This window comes from Sorangium sp. So ce321, assembly GCF_051530195.1.
GTDB lineage: Bacteria > Myxococcota_A > Polyangia > Polyangiales > Polyangiaceae > Sorangium.
On record NZ_CP150329.1, the window covers coordinates 11,673,707 to 11,690,375 of the forward strand.

13 protein-coding genes and 1 pseudogene are annotated in these 16,669 nt (G+C 72.0%); 4 read left to right on the plus strand and 10 right to left on the minus strand.

The features are described 5' to 3' along the window. Positions 1-12: 12 nt before the first annotated feature. The 3 genes from WME89_RS43370 to WME89_RS43380 form a co-directional block, all read right to left on the minus strand. Entirely contained in the window at positions 13-723 is a 711-nt protein-coding gene (locus WME89_RS43370; protein ID WP_438005445.1) for a hypothetical protein, read from the minus strand. Positions 724-1,070: 347 nt separating this feature from the next. Next, entirely contained in the window at positions 1,071-2,210 is a 1,140-nt protein-coding gene (locus WME89_RS43375) for a PAS domain-containing protein (RefSeq protein ID WP_438005446.1), read from the minus strand. 240 nt (positions 2,211-2,450) lie between these two features. Continuing rightward, the gene (locus WME89_RS43380; protein ID WP_438005447.1) at positions 2,451-3,371 is read right to left on the minus strand and encodes a LysR substrate-binding domain-containing protein; all 921 of its coding nucleotides are present in this window, start codon (positions 3,369-3,371) and stop codon (positions 2,451-2,453) included. 93 nt (positions 3,372-3,464) lie between these two features. Here WME89_RS43380 and WME89_RS43385 point away from each other — a divergent pair, with 93 nt between their 5' ends. Further along, a complete protein-coding gene (locus WME89_RS43385; RefSeq protein WP_438005448.1) occupies positions 3,465-4,358 on the plus strand; it encodes an SDR family oxidoreductase in 894 nt (297 codons plus the stop codon). A gap of 13 nt (positions 4,359-4,371) precedes the next feature. On the opposite strand, the gene WME89_RS43390 is transcribed toward WME89_RS43385, so the two are convergent. Both WME89_RS43390 and WME89_RS43395 read right to left on the minus strand, forming a co-directional pair. After that, complete coding sequence (locus tag WME89_RS43390; RefSeq protein WP_438005449.1) at positions 4,372-4,935, minus strand: hypothetical protein; 564 nt, start codon at positions 4,933-4,935, stop codon at positions 4,372-4,374. A gap of 74 nt (positions 4,936-5,009) precedes the next feature. Beyond that, positions 5,010-6,167 carry an AAA family ATPase gene (locus WME89_RS43395; protein ID WP_438005450.1) on the minus strand — a complete coding sequence of 386 codons (1,158 nt, stop codon included), beginning with the start codon at positions 6,165-6,167 and terminating at the stop codon, positions 5,010-5,012. 185 nt (positions 6,168-6,352) lie between these two features. Between WME89_RS43395 and WME89_RS43400 the strand changes: the two genes are divergently transcribed. Beyond that, positions 6,353-7,681 (plus strand): DNA polymerase beta superfamily protein, encoded by a 1,329-nt coding sequence (locus tag WME89_RS43400; RefSeq protein WP_438005451.1) that lies wholly within the window; start codon positions 6,353-6,355, stop codon positions 7,679-7,681. Continuing rightward, positions 7,678-8,457 carry a nucleotidyltransferase domain-containing protein gene (locus tag WME89_RS43405; RefSeq protein WP_438005452.1) on the plus strand — a complete coding sequence of 260 codons (780 nt, stop codon included), beginning with the start codon at positions 7,678-7,680 and terminating at the stop codon, positions 8,455-8,457. Before WME89_RS43400 ends, WME89_RS43405 begins: the two co-directional genes overlap by 4 nt. Before the next feature lie 155 nt (positions 8,458-8,612). Here WME89_RS43405 and WME89_RS43410 read toward each other — a convergent pair whose 3' ends face one another. Next, positions 8,613-10,385: a serine/threonine protein kinase gene (locus WME89_RS43410; RefSeq protein WP_438005453.1), complete on the minus strand. Its 1,773-nt coding sequence runs from the start codon at positions 10,383-10,385 to the stop codon at positions 8,613-8,615. A 348-nt stretch (positions 10,386-10,733) separates the two neighbouring features. Here WME89_RS43410 and WME89_RS43415 point away from each other — a divergent pair, with 348 nt between their 5' ends. Beyond that, entirely contained in the window at positions 10,734-12,011 is a 1,278-nt protein-coding gene (locus WME89_RS43415; protein ID WP_438005454.1) for a hypothetical protein, read from the plus strand. A gap of 106 nt (positions 12,012-12,117) precedes the next feature. On the opposite strand, the gene WME89_RS43420 is transcribed toward WME89_RS43415, so the two are convergent. The 4 genes and pseudogenes from WME89_RS43420 to WME89_RS43435 form a co-directional block, all read right to left on the minus strand. Continuing rightward, positions 12,118-12,711, minus strand: coding sequence for a TIGR00725 family protein (locus tag WME89_RS43420; RefSeq protein ID WP_438005455.1), 594 nt, complete (start codon positions 12,709-12,711; stop codon positions 12,118-12,120). A gap of 223 nt (positions 12,712-12,934) precedes the next feature. Further along, the gene (locus WME89_RS43425; RefSeq protein WP_438005456.1) at positions 12,935-14,245 is read right to left on the minus strand and encodes a GDSL-type esterase/lipase family protein; all 1,311 of its coding nucleotides are present in this window, start codon (positions 14,243-14,245) and stop codon (positions 12,935-12,937) included. A gap of 459 nt (positions 14,246-14,704) precedes the next feature. Next, positions 14,705-15,667: pseudogene (locus WME89_RS43430) on the minus strand (hypothetical protein); the annotation flags it as partial. 177 nt (positions 15,668-15,844) lie between these two features. Beyond that, complete coding sequence (locus WME89_RS43435) at positions 15,845-16,525, minus strand: sigma-70 family RNA polymerase sigma factor (protein ID WP_438005457.1); 681 nt, start codon at positions 16,523-16,525, stop codon at positions 15,845-15,847. Between the last annotated feature and the right edge of the window lie 144 nt (positions 16,526-16,669).

A 16,669-nucleotide genomic window follows, 5' to 3' on the forward strand; every position in this document is an offset into this window, starting at 1 on the left:
CGTGTACCACGATCAGTGCCAGTCCGGGAACTCCAAATCTTCCGGCGGCGCCATGCGGACCGTGAGCGCCGCGCTCGCGCCGCCTGCGGCGGGGCGGATCTTGAGCTTCACGTCATACGCCCCGCAGACGATGTGCTCCGCTTCCGTCGTCGCCGCGGCCTCGCAGGCGTCGAAGGCCGCTTGCATCTCTGCATCCACCACGCCCCCTTCGAGGGAGACCGCATCCATGACGTGGTACCCGGGGGCGAGCGCCCCGCCGAAGAAAGCCGACCAGACGCCGTCTTCGTCCATCTCGCTCTCGACGTACACGATCACGTGGTGCTCATCGACGCCGAGCCGGGTGGGCTCCGAGGCGGCATGCTCCTCGCTCAGCGCCGCCACGATGATGCCGATGCCGACCCTGGTGTCCTCGAAGCCGAGCTCGCGGATGTCGTTGAGCCCGCTCTCCGGCGGGGGCTCATGGAGCGACAGCGTGAAGCTCGCAGGGAAGCTCCCGACCGCCGTCGCCCGGACGGGGTGGTTCTCGCTGCCGCTGTCGCTCCTCTCGTTGTTCCAGACCAGCACGGCGTCGACCGGCCCCGTCGGCGCGGCGTCGAGCTCATTGACGATGGTGCCCTGCACCGTCAGGAGAGCCTCGCCGGGATAGTCGGAGCCCACCTGGGAGTCGCCGCACGCGGCGAGCAAAGCCGGGATAACAAGCCCGAGAATCGAACGAATCTGCATGACGTTCCTCCAGAAAAGATGATGGTGAGTGAACAAGCATCGAACCCGCGCGAGGGCACCGCGCGCAGCATGGCCAGCGCCGCCGTGGTCCGGCCGGAGCGGCCGGAACCCTCGTGGATGAATGGCAGGGAGCCTCGCCGCTCCGCGTGGCGCGGCGCCCCGAAGCGACCCGCTGTCGCTGGCCCCTTCAACCTGGATAGACCGCAGGGGCCCCGGTCTGGGCACGGGCCGGCGTCGATTGTTATCCTTCTAGCGCTGCTGTAATTTGCTCAGCAGCCGCACCTGAGCGTACCCGCTGGAAGGGTGCGAGCGTCCGGCCGGCGCGGCCTTCGCAGCGCGCCGCGCGCTCACCGCTTGCCGGACGACCTCGCGTCGCGCGCCCGCTCCTCGCCCAGCGAGCGCCCGATGCAGTGCTTGAGGCCCGCCTGGAGGTCCGACAGGGTCGTGACCTCGGCCAGGTCGAGCCCGAGCGAGACGACCGTCTGGGCGACGCTCGGCCGGATCCCGGTGATGATCCCCTCCGCGCCGAGGAGCCGGATCGCACGGACGAGGTCGACGAGATAGCTCGCCGTCTTCGTGTCGACGGCCTCGACGCCGGTCAGGTGCAGGAGCGCGTAGCGGGCCTGGGTGCGCACGACCGCCTGGAGCAGGCTGTCCATCACCTCCGCGGTCCTCGCGCTGTCGACCACGCCGATCATCGGCAGCGCCAGCACGCCCCTCCAGACCTGGAGGATGGGCGTCGACAGCTGGCGGATCACCTGCTGCTGCCGCTCGATGAGCGCCAGCCGCTCCCCCAGCTCCAGCTCCGCGCGCCGCGACCTCGTGAGATCGAGGGTGATGCCGATCACCGCGTCCACCTCGCCGCGCTCGTCACGGATCGGGACGAACCAGTTCTCGATGGGCTTGCCGTGCGCCTCGGAGACGTTGTGGACCGGCTCCCCTCGAAGGGCGCGGCGCAATCCCACGGTCTCGTGCTCGTTGAAGAGATCGAAGTTGTTGAGCCCGACGAACTGGCCTGGCTTCACGCCGGCCGCCTCGAGCCCCTTGCCGTCCAGGTAGGTGAACACGCCCCGGCGGTCGGAGGCCCAGACGACGACATCGAGGTTGTTGACCAGGGCGCGGAGGAGCTCCTGCTGCTGCGCGTGGCGCAGGGACGCCTCGACCTCGGCCGTCACGTCGCGACCGATGCACAGCACACCGACCGCCTCGCCCCGCGCGTCGAGCACGCGGTGGTGAACCCACGCGCAAGCCACGTGTCCCCCGTCTCGCCGGGCGTGGCGCAAGCGCCGCTCCCCGCTGTCCTCCTCGAGCAGCCGCCGCCACAGCCCCTCGTCCTCGGGCGTCGGGAGCAGCTCGGCGATCGACCGGCCGATCGCCTCCTGCGCCGGGATGCCGAGCTGTCGCGCGGCGCTCTCGTTCCATCCCGTGATCACCAGATCCAGGCCATACTCGGCCACGGCGAGCGGCGAGCGCGAGAGCGTATCCACGTGTTCCCTCATGTTCAGGAGCGCCGCTCGCCGGACGCCGGCGATCTTGGCTGCGCGCCAGCGTAGCCTCACGCCCTGTCAGCAGATCAAGCCCCGAACGGGCGCCGGCGCGGGGAGGAGGACCGCGTCTCATCACGGCACCCCCGGGTCGTTCGACAGCGTGCGCGCAATAAGCTGTCGGGGACGGCCCGGACGAGGAGGCCAGCGCCATGCGTCGGCGGGTTTGACGGCGCCCGCCAGCTAGCTCTCCCCGGCGCGACCGGCGCGCGCGTTGAGCTGCACGCGAAGCGCCTCCACCACGTGGTCGCGCAGCGCGACGGTCTTCTTGGGCAGGAGCTGGCCGCTCGGGAACACGAGGTAGACGCCGCCCATCGGCGTTGTCCAGCGCGGGAGCACGCGGACGAGCGCTCCGGCGAGCACGTCCTGCTGGGCGAGGAAGGCGGGGAGCAGGCCGATCCCGACGCCGTGGCGCACCGCCTCGCGCGCGAAGAACCCGTCGTCCGCGAGCAAACGGACGCGGAGCGGCGCGCGGGCGCGCGACGCCTCGTCGGGCGCGAAGGGGCTCGTCCCGGTGAGCGCCACGCAGTCGTGCTCCGCGAGATCGTCCAGCGTCCGCGGCGTCCCCCGCGCGGCCAGGTACGCGGGCGAGGCGTAGAAACTCAAGCTCAGCTCGCCCACCTTGCGCGCGACGAGCGTCGAGTCCCGGGGCTTCTTCCGGAGGAAGCGAAAGGCTGCGTCGTACCCCTCCTTCACCAGGTCCACGGGCCGGTGCGACAGGTGCATCTCCACCGTGACGCGCGGGTAGCGGCGGCAGAAGCCGGCGAGGAGCTCTGCCAGCACCTCGGTGCCGAAGTCCGCCGTCGTGGTGAGGCGCAGCGCGCCCGACGGCTCGTCCGCGAGCTCCGCGAGGCCCTCGATCGCCTCCGTCAGCGCCTTGAGCCGTGAGCCCACGCGATCGACGAGCGCCTGCCCGGCCGTCGTGAGCGCCACGCTGCGCGTCGTCCGCTGCAAGAGGCGCACGCCGAGCGACGCCTCCAGCGACGCGATGCCCCGGCTGACCGTCGACTTGGGCACCCCCAGCCGGCGCGCCGCCGCGGTGAAGCTCGCCGTCTCGGCGACCGCCGCGAACACGGAGAGGTGGTTCAGGTCCATTGTTCCCATTTCGGAACACAGTAACCATAATCAGCTCATTGAACCAGATTCGAGACAGACCCAGAGTTCTTTTCATCCACCTCGTCACAAGGAGCTCTCACCATGTCTCAGCCTCTCCTCGTCACCGGCGCCGGCGGCCAGCTCGGGCGGCGCGTCGTCGATCTCTTGCTCGCGCAGGGCGCGGGTCCCCTCATCGCCACGACGCGGCACCCGGAGCGGCTCGGCGAGCTCCGCGCCCGCGGCGTCGAGGTGCGGCGCGCGGACTTCGATTCGCCTGCATCGCTGGCGGAGGCGTTCGCCGGCGCGGCGCGGCTGCTGCTCATCAGCACCGACGCGGTGGACCGCCCGGGGCAGCGCATCGCGCAGCACCGGAGCGCGATCGAGGCTGCCGTGAAGGCGGGCGTGCGGCACGTGGTCTACACCTCGTTGATCAACCCCGGGGCGGGCTCGCCGATCACGATCGCGCCGGACCACCAGGGCACGGAGGACGCGCTCACGGAGAGCGGCCTCGGCGCCACCGTCCTGCGCAACAACCTCTACACCGACTTGCTCGTGGTCTCGCTGCGGCGCGCGCTGGCGACGGGCCAGCTCGTGGCCGCGGCCGGGGACGGCAGGACCGGCTACGTCACGCGCGAGGACTGCGCCAGGGCCGCGGCCGCGGCGCTGGCGGCTGATTTCAACGGCAAGCGCGTGCTCGATATCACCGGGCCTGCAGCCGTGTCACAGGGCGAGATCGCCCGGATCGCGTCGGATATTCTGGGCAAGCCGATCGCCTATGTCCCCGTCCCGCGCGAGGCGCTGGAGCAGGGCATGCAGAAGGCCGGCACGCCCGCCTGGGTGGCCACGCTGCTCGCCTCGTTCGACGAGGGGATCGCGCGCGGCGCGCTGGACGTGGCCACGAACGCGGTGGAGGAGCTCACCGGCAAGCCCGCCGAGGACGTGCGGAGCTTCCTGGCGCGCCACCGGGGCGCCTTGCTCACGCCGGTCGAGGGTTGATGGGGAGCGCGGCTCATTCGCCGCTAGGCGTGGCCAGGACGGCGATCGCCCTCCGCAACTCCTCGTCGAACTGCTGAAATGCCCTGAGGCGCCGCAAGGCATCGAGGCGCACCTCGGCTCCGAGCACGGCGTAGTACTCCTCCACGCCTCTACCCATCCGTGCGCCCAGTTCACAGAGCACCGTCTCCAGGACCTTCTTCGGATCGGACTGCGCTTCTGGATCGTGAGGCAGAGTCGGCGCTCTGTCGGTCTCGAAGATCCGGCAAAACGCCTCTGGATCGGCCAGCATCCAGGCCTCGGTCTCCCGCACGGGCACGCAGGCGGCCGCGACCAGGTCGGGGCGCGCGCGCCGCGCGCGGGCGAGGCCCGGCTCGATCCGCTCGCGCCGCACCTCATCGGGCGCGCCCTCGCCGTCGCTGTGCACGATGAACAGGTTGCACTCGCTCCAGCTCTCCTCGATCGCCGCGGCGATCCGCTCTTCCCGGCTCGCTCCCCGCATTCGTCGCGGCTCGTCGATGCGCCGGGCGTCATCCATGTAGAAGCCGCCCTTGCAGATCTCGACGGCGAGCGGCGGCAAGATCCGGTTGATCAGGTTGCAGAGGAACCGGTCGTCGGTGGGGCCCTCGGCGTAAACCCCTGCGCACAGCCAGATCACGCCTCGTCCTCCGGGCGGGCGGCGTCCAGGATGCGCTCGATTTCTCGCAGGGAAACGGTGCCCGGATCGCGCTCCGGACCGTCTCCGGCGCGCACATGGCGCATGCGCGTGGAGCGGAGGTCGTCTCCACGCCGGACGAGATCCGCGAAGACGAGCGACTCGGGCCTTCCGTGGAGCGCGGCGAGGATCGCGGGCGAATGGCTCGTGAGCAGCACCTGCGGCGGGAGGACGTCGCCGCGGGGCGTGGTGGCGTCGACGAGCTTGTCGACGAGCGCGCGTAGCCGGCCGGGATAGATGCCATTCTCTGGCTCCTCAACGGCTATCAGCGCGCCGGGCGGCGAGCCACGCAGGAGGGTGAGCAATGCGATGAGGCGCAATGTGCCGTCCGAGAGGACGCGGGCGGGCACGCGGGCGCCGTCCGTGAACTCCACTTCCAGCCGGAGCTCTTCATCGATTGGCACCACCTCGAACGAGCGAAAACCCGGAATGAGCTCCGCGAGATCGGCCCGGATCTGAGCTCGCGCCGCGGGCGCAAGCGCAGCGAGCGCCGTCGGCAGGTTGGAGCCGTCCGCTGCGAGGGCCGCGCCTGCAGCGCGCTCGCTGGGGAGGCGAAGCCTGGAAGGCTCGAATTGAACGACACGGATGGCGCTGAGCTCATGCTCAATCCTGCGGAGTTTCAGCGCTCGATCCTCGACCTTACCGGCCGGGTCGGCATGACGTGCCAGCGCCGGATGCCGCGCCATCCACGTGTCCGGCGCGGCCGGGTCATCGATGACGTCGCTGTGTTCCTCGACCGTGATGTCCTCGATTCCAGAGGAGAGGGCGACACGCTCAATTTCCGCCGTGTACCAATACCGCGTCGCGTGCTGGTCTCGTGAAGCATCCCTGTCGGCGACGAGAAGCATGTCCACACCTATCCTGATCCTCCCCGCCGCTCCGCCCCGCAGGCGCGAGAACTGATCCCGGATCGCGCCGCGACCGCCCTTCAGCGCCTCGGTGACGCTGCTCTGAGCGAGCCGTGACAGGAGGTGCAGCGCGTCGAGCAGGTTCGACTTGCCCGCGCCGTTGGCGCCCACGATCGCCGTCAGCGGCTCCAGGTCCAGCGCGAAGCCGCGGAGCGACTTGAACCCATCGACCTCGATCCGCGTGATCATCGTCGGCCACCGTACCGCAGCCGACCTCCCGGCGCACCGGCCCCCCAGCAGGCCCCGCCGCGCGCCAGGGCCTCGCCCCACCACGACCGAGCCCCCTCGGGCGACCTCCGCAAGGCACGGAAAGCCTCACCGTACGTCCCGCACGAGCCCGTTCGGCACGCCCTCCCGCATGGTAGCGTCCGCTCATGGAGCTCCGCCTGCGCGGCCTCACCCACCTCGATCCGCTCGCCGTCCCCCTGCCGCACGGCACGGAGGTGACCACCCGGGTCGACCGCGTCCTCGGCGAGCGCCGCGTCCCCCAGGGCGCCATCGGGCGCGTCGTCGCCTCGGCCGGCGCGGAGCTCGACGTGATGCTCATCGGCATCGGCGTCGTCCGCTACCGCCGCGACGAGCTCGTCCCGCGCAAGGCCGGCCAGGTGCGGCACGCGGAGCGGCGCAGCGCCGCCTGGGACGCGCTCCGGCCCGCCGTGGTCCTCGAGGCCGTCGTGGGGTCGCGCGCGTGGGGGCTCGCGCACGAGGGCTCCGACACCGACAGGCGCGGCGTCTTCGCGCTCCCCTTCCCCTGGACCACGGGCCTCGCCGAGCCGCCCCGCGACCTCGTGAGCACCGACGGCAGCGCCTCGTACTGGGAGGTCGAGAAGGCGATCCGCCAGGCCCTGCGCGCCGATCCGAACACCCTCGAGCTGCTCTTCGTCCACACCGCCGAGGCGCGCGACGAGATCGGCGCGTGGCTCCTCGAGGCGCGCGGCGCGTTCGTCTCGTCGGCCATCTACGGCAGCTTCGGCCGCTACGCGCTCTCGCAGCTGAAGCGGCTCTCGCAGGCGCACCGGCTCGCCGAGCACCGGGAGCGGGTGCTCGACTGGCTCGCGGACGACCCCTCGCTGTCGCTCGACGACATCGCCCGGAAGCTCGCCGCCATCAGCCCGCGCGCCGCGCCGACCGAGGCCGACAGGGAGCTCCAGGCGAAGGAGTACATCAAGCAGCTCTACCGCTCGCTCCACGACCAGGGCCTCTTGCCCGCGCGCGACTTCGCCTCGCTCGCGGCCTTCGCGCGCGCGGGCAGGACCTCGCTCGACCCCGCCCGCGACCTCCGCCCCAAGAACGCCTACAACCTCGTGCGCCTCATCGCGACCGCCATCCGCTGGCTGCGCGACGGCGAGGTCGATCTGGTCGTGCAGGGCGAGCTGCGCGAGACGCTCCTCGCCATCAAGGCCGGCGCCTGGCCGCTCGACCGCACGATCGAGCTCGCCGAGGCGATGACCCCCGAGCTGGAGGCCGCGCGGCTCGCGACGAAGCTCCCGCCGCACCCCGACGTGCCCCGCGCCGACGCGCTCCTCCGGCGCGTCCGCGAGGAGGTCGCCCGGCGGCACCTCGCGGCGGCGGAAGGACCGCTCGGCAAGGACGCTCCCCCCGCGCCGGTCGCGGTCTGGGACGACGGGGACGCGAGCCCGGCGCGCGGCAGCGATGACGCGGGATCGGCGCGCGGCGGCGATGAAGGAAAGGACGAGGGATGAACACCCAGGTGCTCGAGGCACATCAGCAGGAAGTCGCGGCGCGCGTCATCGCCCAGGAAGAGGCGAAGCGCCCGCACCTCGTCGTCGCCCTGAGCGGCGCGCACGCCTACGGCTTCCCCTCCCCGGACAGCGATCTCGACCTCAAGGCGGTGCACGTCGAGCCGACCGAGAAGCTGCTCGGCCTGCTGCGCAGCGGCGCGAGCCCCTCGCGGCTGGAGGTCATCGACGGCGTCGAGATCGACTACACGTCGAACGAGATCCACCCCGTCCTGCTCGGCGTGCTCCAGGGCAATGGCAACTACATCGAGCGGATCCTCGGCTCCCTCCAGCTCCACATCGATCCTGACCTCGCCTCGCTCCGCCCGCTCGTCGCAGAGGCCCTGTCGCGCCGGGTCTTCCGCCACTACGTCGGGTTCGCCACGAGCCAGCTCCGCGCCTGGGAGACGGGCGGCCGCACGTCGGCGAAGAAGCTGCTTTACGTCCTCAGGACCGCGTTGACCGGCGCCCACGCGCTCCGGACAGGCGAGATCGTCACCGACGTGACCGCGCTCCTCGATCTCTACGGCTTCAGCGCCGCGCGCGAGCTCATCGAGGCGAAGCGGGCCGGCGAGAAGACGACCCTCTCCCCCGAGGCCGCCGGGCGCTGGGCAGAGCAGATCGCGCGGGCCTTCACGACCCTCGAGGCGGCCTACGATCGGGCCGTGCTGCCGGAGGAGCCGCGCAACGAGGGCGACCTCAACGACTGGCTGCTCGCGCTGCGCAAGGCGCGGCTCTGAGCGCGAAGAGGGCAGCGAGGATTCCAGCCGAGGGCAATATCCTCCCGAATCCAAGGCACCCCGACATCGGAACGCCACGGATACCGGCGCCCGTTTCACGCCTCTTCGACCCGCGCCTTTTCAAATGAGGCTTCCCGGAAGCCCCGCCTCCCGCCTCACCGCGGCAGCGAGCAGCCGTCCCCGCACGCCCGGCGGCCGTCGCCGCACCGCTTCGCCGGCCCCTGCCCCTGGCACTCCACCTTGCACGAGCCAGTCCCGGAGCACGACACCGCGCACGAGCCCGTGCAGGTCACCTCGCACCCTCCGACGCGGTTGCACTTCACGACGCTCCGGTCCCCCACGACGGGGACGCACTTGCCCGCGTCCTCGCACGCGTACGAGCACCCCGCGCCGCAGGTCGCCTGGCACGTCTCGGCGTTGCGGCAATCGATATCGCAGCCGTCCGCGCACCGCGTGTCGCACGCCTTGCTCCTCGCGCAGGAAGACTGGCAGTCTCCGCCGCAGCGGCTCTCGCACACGTCGCGATCGGAGCAGCTCGGCTTGCAGCCCGACGCCTCGCCGCAGGTGAGCTGGCAGGCCTTCGGCACGTTGCCCGGGGTGCCGCCCGGGCAGGTGCAGGGCACGCCCGGCTGGCAGCCGGCGGCGTCGGCCACCGGCACCGCGGAGCTCGAGGCGCGGGGGATGTCCTTGAGGGACACCGACGCCGGCGCGCCGCTGTCTCCGGCGCCCTCGTCGCGGGAGGGCCAGAGCAGCAGCACCGCCCCGAGGCCGACGCAGAAGAAGAGCACCGCCGCCGCGCCGACGATGACGAGCCGCGGCGACCCCGGCGCGCGCGGCCCGCGCACAGCGCCCGCGCCCGCCTGCGGCTGGCCCGGCAGAGCCGCCGTCGAGGCGGCCGCCGCGGCGGCCGACACGGCCGGCACCGCCATGGCCGGCGGGCTCGCGCCCGGGAAGGAAGCGCCGATCGGCGGCCCCTCGGGGATGGCCCGGCCCCGGCCGTGCACGCGCGTGCGCTCGTCGACCTCCGCCATCGCCACCGTCGCGAAGGGGGGCTCCTCGCCCCGGCGCACGGCGCGCACGTCGGCGAGCATCGTCTGCGCGTCCGGATAGCGCCGCTCGACCTGGAAGGCGAGCGCGCGGTCGACCACGCGCGCGACCCGCGGATCCATGCCGGGCGCGACGGTCGCCAGCGACGGGGCGGGCGTCGTGCTCATCCTGATGAGGAGCTCTCCTTCGGTGAGCGCGTCCGCGTCGTGGAGTCGACGGTTCGTCAGGAGGGTGAACATCGTCGCGCCCACCGCGTAGAGGTCGGCCCGCCCGTCCACGTGCCTGCCCAGGACCTGCTCCGGGGCCATGTAGCTCGTCGTGCCGAGCACCGCGCCCGTCCGCGTCTTCAGCCCGGCGCCGCCCTCCTTCATGCGCGCGATCCCGAAATCGAGGACCTTGAGCCGCCCGTCGCGCGTCACGAAGAGGTTGTCCGGCTTGATGTCCCGGTGGACGATCCCGGCGTCGTGCGCGGCCTTGAGCACCTCGAGGAGCGTGTCCACGTGGGCGAGGAGCTCGGGCAACGGGACGCCGCCGAGCCGCAACGCCCGCTCGCGGAGGCTCTCGCCGTCGAGCAGCTCCATGACGAGGAACGGCTCTCCCTGCTCGGTCGCGTCGATGTCGAGGACCTGCACCGCGGCCGGGTGCCCGAGCCGCGCGGCGGCGAGCGCCTCCTGCTCGAAGCGGGCGCGGAGCTCGCGCGACACGGCGCCCTCCGGGTGGAGGATCTTGATGGCCACGCGATGGCCCACGTGGTGAGTGGCCGCGTAGACGGCCGCCATCCCCCCCGCCCCGATCAGCGCGTCGAGCCGCCATTTCCCGCGGAGGGTCGTCCCGACACGGGCCCTCAGCCGCTGCATCTCTTCGTCTTCCGCTTCCGACATCGGCGCCGAGCCTAGCACGCGCTGCGCGCCGGTCGGATCGGGAGCGGGCGCGCGCGGAGCACCTCTGGACACCGCGCCGTCACACGGCACATCGAGGACGCGCCCGGCGCGCGCCGGTCCGCCCCGCGCGCAGGGCCGCGCGCCAGCGGCGCTGCGGGCAGGGCAGATTCGCGCGCTCGTATCGCGAGCGAGAGAGAGGCCGCAGCGATGGTGGAGGTCGACGCGTTCGACGGCTCACGTCATGATGGCCACGGCCACTGGCCATCTCCGCTCTTCAACCCTCGTGCACCACGGCTCCGTGCACCGATGTCATGAGAGGCGTGCCGCGCTTCCAGAGAAGGTCACTTTATGCGCACCATCGCCAGAACGTCCGTCCTCTTCCTGCTGTCGGCGTGCAGCGCGAGAGGAGCAATCCCCGGGGGCGACGGAGACTGGGGACGCGACGACGGCGTGAATGCCGCCAGCGCGGGCAGCGGCGGCGCGGGGAGCTCGACGGCGAGCGGCACTGACGGCGCAGGGGAAGGCCACGGCGGCGGGGGCGCAGGTGGCGGCGGCGCCGACAACACCGGCGCCGACAACACCGGCGCCGACAACAGCGGTGGGAACACAGGTGGCGGGAGCGGTGGTGCGAGCGCGGGCGGCGGTGGCGGGAGCGGTGGTGGCGGCGCGGGCGGCGGAGCGTCCAGCGGCGGCGGCGGGAGCGATGATGGTGGCGGCGCGCCGGACTGCAGCGGAGCTTCCGTGGCGGTCACCGGCGACGTGCTCGACCCCGCTCAGGTCTACCTCGCCGGAACGCTGTCCGAAGGGAGCTGCGGCTGGGACGCCGTGGCGCACTGGAGCTCTGTCGAATCCGCTGTCGTGGGGTTCGACTGCCGCGTCGACGAGCGAAACGCGCGGATCCGCCCCACCGACGGGCGCCTGCTCTATACGAACGTCTTCGAGGACCTGCTCCGCGAGTTCCGCTGCGACGACTGCCCGTTTCGCGGCGACGACTATCCGGCCGCGCCGCTCGACAACGATACCGTCCTGCGCACGCCCCCTTGCGCACAAGGTCTCGACCCGCTCTCCGGATTCCTCGTTTCGCCCGCAGGGGCCGTCCTGCACCGCTGCCGCTCGGACGCCGCCACGTGGTACGACGAGAGCGGCCGAGTCGCCTACGCCGACCGGGAGGATCCGCTGCTCCACCTGGGGCACGGCGATCTCGCGCTGGCAGCGCGGAGCGTGGTTCGCCTCGCCACGTCGGCGTCGCTGCCCATCGCCGGTCTCCCGGAAGGCCGGCTGCTCCACACCGTGCGCGCCAGGGCGCCGGGCAGCTTCCTGCTGGTGCTCGAGTCGGAGCACCCGGCCGACGATGGCAGCAGCCAGGAGCTCTGGGAGGTGGACGGCGACGGCATCGCGACGCGGCTCGGCGCCTTCCCCCCGCTGCCCGCGGGAGCGATGCAGGTCAGCGCATACACGTCAAAGCTCGACGGATGCGGCGCCTTGCTCCAGTTCGGGGGCGGACTCGGGGTGCTCGAGGATGTCATCGTCCGCCGGCACATCGACGGGGCCAGCGAGGTCGTCTACACCGAGGCGACGGATCCGCTGGTGAAGATCCATGTCTCCGCCCTCGTCACGGGGCCCTGACCACGCCTGGCCAGCGGGCCCGGCGGCCGGGACGGAGCGCACCTGGACGAAAGGTGGCAAGCCATTGTAACTGTTGGCTTTTACCTCGCCGTCGCCGCCGCCAGGCTCAACCCCGGCCGCCGCCGGGGCGCCCCCGGCCGACGATGTCCCACGCCTCCGTGACGGCCTCTTCCGCGCTCGCGACCGACACGACGCGATCCGAGCGCCGGTCGTCCACGCGCCCCCCGGCGAGCTGCCGTGCCCAGCCGCCGCTCGTCGCGAGGGAGAGCAGCGGCTTGCCGAGCTGCCAGGCGACGGCGATCTCGCTCAGCGTCCCCGCGCCTCCGCCGACGACAACGACGACGTCCGCCGCCGCGACGACGAGGATGTTGCGCCCGATCTGCAGGCCGGTCGGGAGGACGATGTCCACGTACGGGTTCGCGGCGGACGCCTCGTACCCCGGCAGGAGCCCGACGATATCGCCGTCGCGCCACGTCGCCGCCTCGCGCCCGCCGCGCGAGACGGCGGCCATGACGCCGCCGAGCCCGCCGGTGACGAGCCGGAACCCCGCCTCGACGGCGCGCCGCCCGAGCTCGACGCACACCGCCTCGGTCGCCGCGTCCAGCGCGAGGCCGTTGCCGATCACCGCCATCACGGGGCGGCGCGGCACGTAGGGGGCGATGTCCCTCCGCGTGTCCTCGTCTTCGTGATCGTCGTCCATCGCGGCTCCGCTCCGGCGCCCGTGTGCCGCCGCGTCACATGGCGCTCGACCCGGTCGCGAGGCGCATCGTCTCGCTTCCCGCGCAGCATGGCAAGGCCACGCACCACCGCGCGCGCCCCGGCCGGCGGCGCCGCGCTCGGTACGCCGCGCTCGCCGGCCGCTCCATCACGGCGCCCGGTGGCCGGGGCGCGCCGCGGCGGCCGTCGCGCCGCCGCGTCGCGCGCTACTGCTGGCCGGCGTAGAGGCCGTCCACGGCGTCGGCCCAGAGCTTGTTCATGGCGACGCGCCCGGCGGGATCCGGGTGCACCTCGTCGGTGAGCTGCTCGGGGTGCGCCTCGAACCACGCATACAGGTCCGGCCCCGGGACGAGGCTGTTCTCCTGCGTGAGCTCGTCGATTGCCTGGTTGAAGACGTCGAGCGCGTCGTGGTTTCCGTCGGGCGAGAACGGGATGCGCGCGAGCACCGGGACGCGCCCCGCGGCCTGGATGGTGTCGATGAGCTCCTGCAGGTTCGACTTGAAGGTGCTCGGGTCGGTCTGGCCCCAGGAGTCGTTGGTGCCGTAGCCGATGGCGAAGAAGTGGAAATCGGGGTTCATCTCGAGAACGTCATCGATGCGATCGAGCGCGCTGGGGCGGTCCGTGCTCCTCGTGAGCTCGCCGCCGATGCCGCCGTTGATCATCGCGGGGTAGTTCGCCTCGTGCGCCGCGTGCACGTTCTCCGCGAAGCTCGGCTGCGTGGCCGGGGTGTCGCGGTCATAGGCGAACGCGGTGATGCTGTCGCCGAGGAAGAACCAGGTGTCCTCGGCGCCGTTCGAGATGTCGTGCACGTCGATCTCGTCGAGCTGGACGCCGTCGGACGTGGCGGGGGCCGCGGTCACGACGAGGCGCACCCAGCTCTGGCCGCTGAAGTCGAAGCTGTGGGCGCGCGTGCGGACCGGGTTGTCGGTCACCTCGGCGACGCTCTTCCAGGTGCCGTCCTCGCCGTCCGTCGAGTCGCTCGAGGTCTCGACGCGGTAGGCGCCCGGCGCGCCGTATTGCACGTCGATGTAGTTGTAGTTGTACGAGGCCGTCCAGCTCAGGAGCAGCCGCTCGTACCCGTCGCCGACCTTGATCGCGACCCAGGCGGGCGCGGCCGCGGTGGGTTTGCCCGCGGTCCAGGTGCCTGCCGACCTGTACTTGCCGTCGTTGATCACCGACGCCGTCCCCGCCGAGGCGAAGGCGGGCTTGCCGCGGGAGATGATGGGGTTCGGCGTGATCCCCGGCGCGTCCGGGCCGCCGCCGTTGCCCCCCGCGCCGCTGCCGCCGTTGCCGCCCGTGCCGGTGGCGTCGCCGCCGGTGCCGGTGGCGTCGCCGCCCGTGCCGGTGGTGCCGCCGCCGGAGCCCTGAGAGGCGCTCCCGGTGCTCGCGGACGCGCCGCCGCCCGTGCCGCTGGCGCTGACAGCGGAGTCGCCGTCGTCGGAGCAGGCGGAGAGGAGAGCGAGCGTCCCCAGCGCGAGGACGAGTGAACCTGATCGAAGAAGTGAGCCCAAAGCCATCTCGGTTACCTCCAGAGGCCGGCACTCTGGGACATCGTGGCGCCACGATCCATATCGGAGTCGGCCTCCGTCATCGAGATAGCGCGAATGAGGTGAACCGGTAAAGCTGGGTACGCAGCGACCCGGGGTCGAGAAGGGAGCAGGACCACGCACCGCAGTGCGTTCGTCGCTTGGGATGGCAATTTTACAAGAAGGGTACCCGGCCCGCGGACCGGGATGGGAGGGGACGACCGAGAGCGACCCCTTGCGGTGGCCTGGAGCGTTTGCTCAGGAGCCGGCTGTACCGAGCAACTCTCTGGTGTCGCTGACGACCGCGGCCCGGCGGACCCAGCGGTCGAGCTCGTCGACATCGGCGCTCGCGAGGACGCGCTCCCGCACCTCGGTGGGGACATCCAGCCCGCGGGCCTCGAGGATGGCGAGCACGTCGTGCGCCTTCGCCTTCAGGAGGCCCTCCCGCAAGCCGGGCGTGGCGAGGAGCTCTCGGGCGTCGCTGACGACAGCGGCACGGCGGACCCAGCGGTCGAGCTCGTCGATATCGGTGCTCGCGAGGACGCGCTGCCGCAGGTCGACGGGGACTCCCAGCCCGCGGGCCTCGAGGAAGGCGAGCACGTCGTGCGCCTTGGCCTTGAGGATGCCCTCCCGCAGCCCCTCCCGTAGGCCCGCCTGCAGGCCCTCCCGCAGCCCTTCCTCCCGGCCTTCCCGCAGCCCTTCCTCCCGGCCTTCCCGCCGGCCATGGGCTACGTAGGTGCGCGCGAACTCACTCTGGAACTCATATCCGCTCTTCATCATCGCCTCCAACGTTCGTCTCGCCGCTTCGTTCATCGAGAATAGGACCAGGTCCCCGTACAGGGCGCGGCGCTCCTCATCGAGCCCGGCAGCCGCCGCCAGGAACGCCACGCCGATCGCCTCCGCCGCCTTGCTCCGCCCATGCGCCATGGCCGAGAGCACGACCACCTCGGGCGCGGCCTTCGCCTGCTCGGCGTCCGTGACGACCGGGACGTCCCGGGGCCCAAGCACGAGCGGCGTCAGCGTCCAGCCGGGGTGGCCCGTGTCGATCGGGCGCGAGCACCACCTCACCATCGCCGGGTCGGTCGTCACGACGAGCAGCCGGGTCGGGCAGCGGTGCCGGGCCCTCGCCTGGGTCACGTACACCGGCCAGGCATATCGCTTGTCCGGGTCCACGCCGAGCTGGACCTCGACCACGATGGCCATCGCGGGCCGCTCCTGCTCGCCCACGAGCAGCACGACGATCACATCGGCGCGGCGGTTCGAGGGCACGATCTCGGTGAGGTCGGAGGCATCGACGCGCGCCTCCGTGAACGCCGGGACCGGGTGGCCGAGCGCGTCGTGCAGCATCTCGGCGGCCAGCCTCGGCCGGTTCTTGAACAGCTCCACCAGGGCTTCATGGGTCACTGAGGGCATCGGGTGTCTCTCTGGCAGGTACAGTCATGCTGGATTTCCGAGCGGCGTGCCTGGCGCGTGCAGTGGCTCTCGCACGGGCCGCGCAGCCGCCTCCCACCCTTAAATTCCGGGCCGCCTCGTGGAGTCGTCACGCCGTGTGCGTTCCGTGTGCCCCGACGTCAGCGCACCTTCCGAGGTTCATCGGCGCCTCCGGAGCTTCAGCGCGAGCGCTTCCCGGGCGATGCGGAGCCGGCTCGCGGCGGTGTACGGGTTCATGCCGCGCGCCTTCGCGAACGCGACGAGCGACTCCGGGCGGTCGACGGCGAGCAACATCTCGCGCTGCCACGGCTTGAGCTGGGCGAGCGCCTCCAGATCGGCGCGCGCGTCGATCTGCGCTTCGAGGCTCGGTCCGGCGGGCTCGCGCAGCACGCCGAGCGGCTGCGCGTGGAGGACCACGCGACGCACGTAGGCGCTGTTGACGTAGTGCGACACCTTCCTCCAGGCGACGCCGTGGATCCACGCGCGGAGCGCCCGCCGAGGCTCGTCCGAGGGGTCCGGCCGGTGCATGCCGCGCTCGACGGAGCGCCATGCGCCCAGGAGCACCTGCTGCTCCACGTCGGGGCGGTCCCGCGCCGGGACGCCGCTGGAGATGAGCACCGCGAGGATGAGCGAGCGCTCGGCCAGGATGGCGTGGATGCTCGGGTGGGCTGCGGGATGCGGAGCCGGGAGATAGGCCTGATCGGCGCGCGTGCTGCGGGGGCGATCGGTGCTGGACCGCCGTGATCGGCGGGGAAGAAGGCGATCGGGGTGAGGGGTTGGGGTGTCGATGGACGGATCGATCTGCTGGCCCTTTTCGGGCCGCGGACGCAGCTTCGCCATGTCGGACCTCGTTCCGCGAAGTTCCAACGACGTTTAGCGCCTCGCTCTGGCCGAATTAACAGACAATAGTCTGTGTTTCGTTGAAGGCCTGCAGCGTGAAGCCGAGCGCTGGTGGTCTCGCCCATCTCGCCGATGCATTTGAGG

Excerpts from the sequence above, each read along its gene's own strand:
- WME89_RS43400 (WP_438005451.1), top strand. The coding sequence starts at position 6,353 with ATGGAGCTCCGCCTGCGCGGCCTCACCCACCTCGATCCGCTCGCCGTC.
- WME89_RS43405 (WP_438005452.1), top strand. The coding sequence starts at position 7,678 with ATGAACACCCAGGTGCTCGAGGCACATCAGCAGGAAGTCGCGGCGCGC.
- WME89_RS43420 (WP_438005455.1), bottom strand. The coding sequence starts at position 12,711 with ATGGACGACGATCACGAAGACGAGGACACGCGGAGGGACATCGCCCCC.
- WME89_RS43385 (WP_438005448.1), top strand. The coding sequence starts at position 3,465 with ATGTCTCAGCCTCTCCTCGTCACCGGCGCCGGCGGCCAGCTCGGGCGG.
- WME89_RS43425 (WP_438005456.1), bottom strand. The coding sequence starts at position 14,245 with ATGGCTTTGGGCTCACTTCTTCGATCAGGTTCACTCGTCCTCGCGCTG.
- WME89_RS43370 (WP_438005445.1), bottom strand. The coding sequence starts at position 723 with ATGCAGATTCGTTCGATTCTCGGGCTTGTTATCCCGGCTTTGCTCGCC.
- WME89_RS43415 (WP_438005454.1), top strand. The coding sequence starts at position 10,734 with ATGCGCACCATCGCCAGAACGTCCGTCCTCTTCCTGCTGTCGGCGTGC.
- WME89_RS43395 (WP_438005450.1), bottom strand. The coding sequence starts at position 6,167 with ATGATCACGCGGATCGAGGTCGATGGGTTCAAGTCGCTCCGCGGCTTC.
- WME89_RS43435 (WP_438005457.1), bottom strand. The coding sequence starts at position 16,525 with ATGGCGAAGCTGCGTCCGCGGCCCGAAAAGGGCCAGCAGATCGATCCG.
- WME89_RS43380 (WP_438005447.1), bottom strand. The coding sequence starts at position 3,371 with ATGGGAACAATGGACCTGAACCACCTCTCCGTGTTCGCGGCGGTCGCC.
- WME89_RS43410 (WP_438005453.1), bottom strand. The coding sequence starts at position 10,385 with ATGTCGGAAGCGGAAGACGAAGAGATGCAGCGGCTGAGGGCCCGTGTC.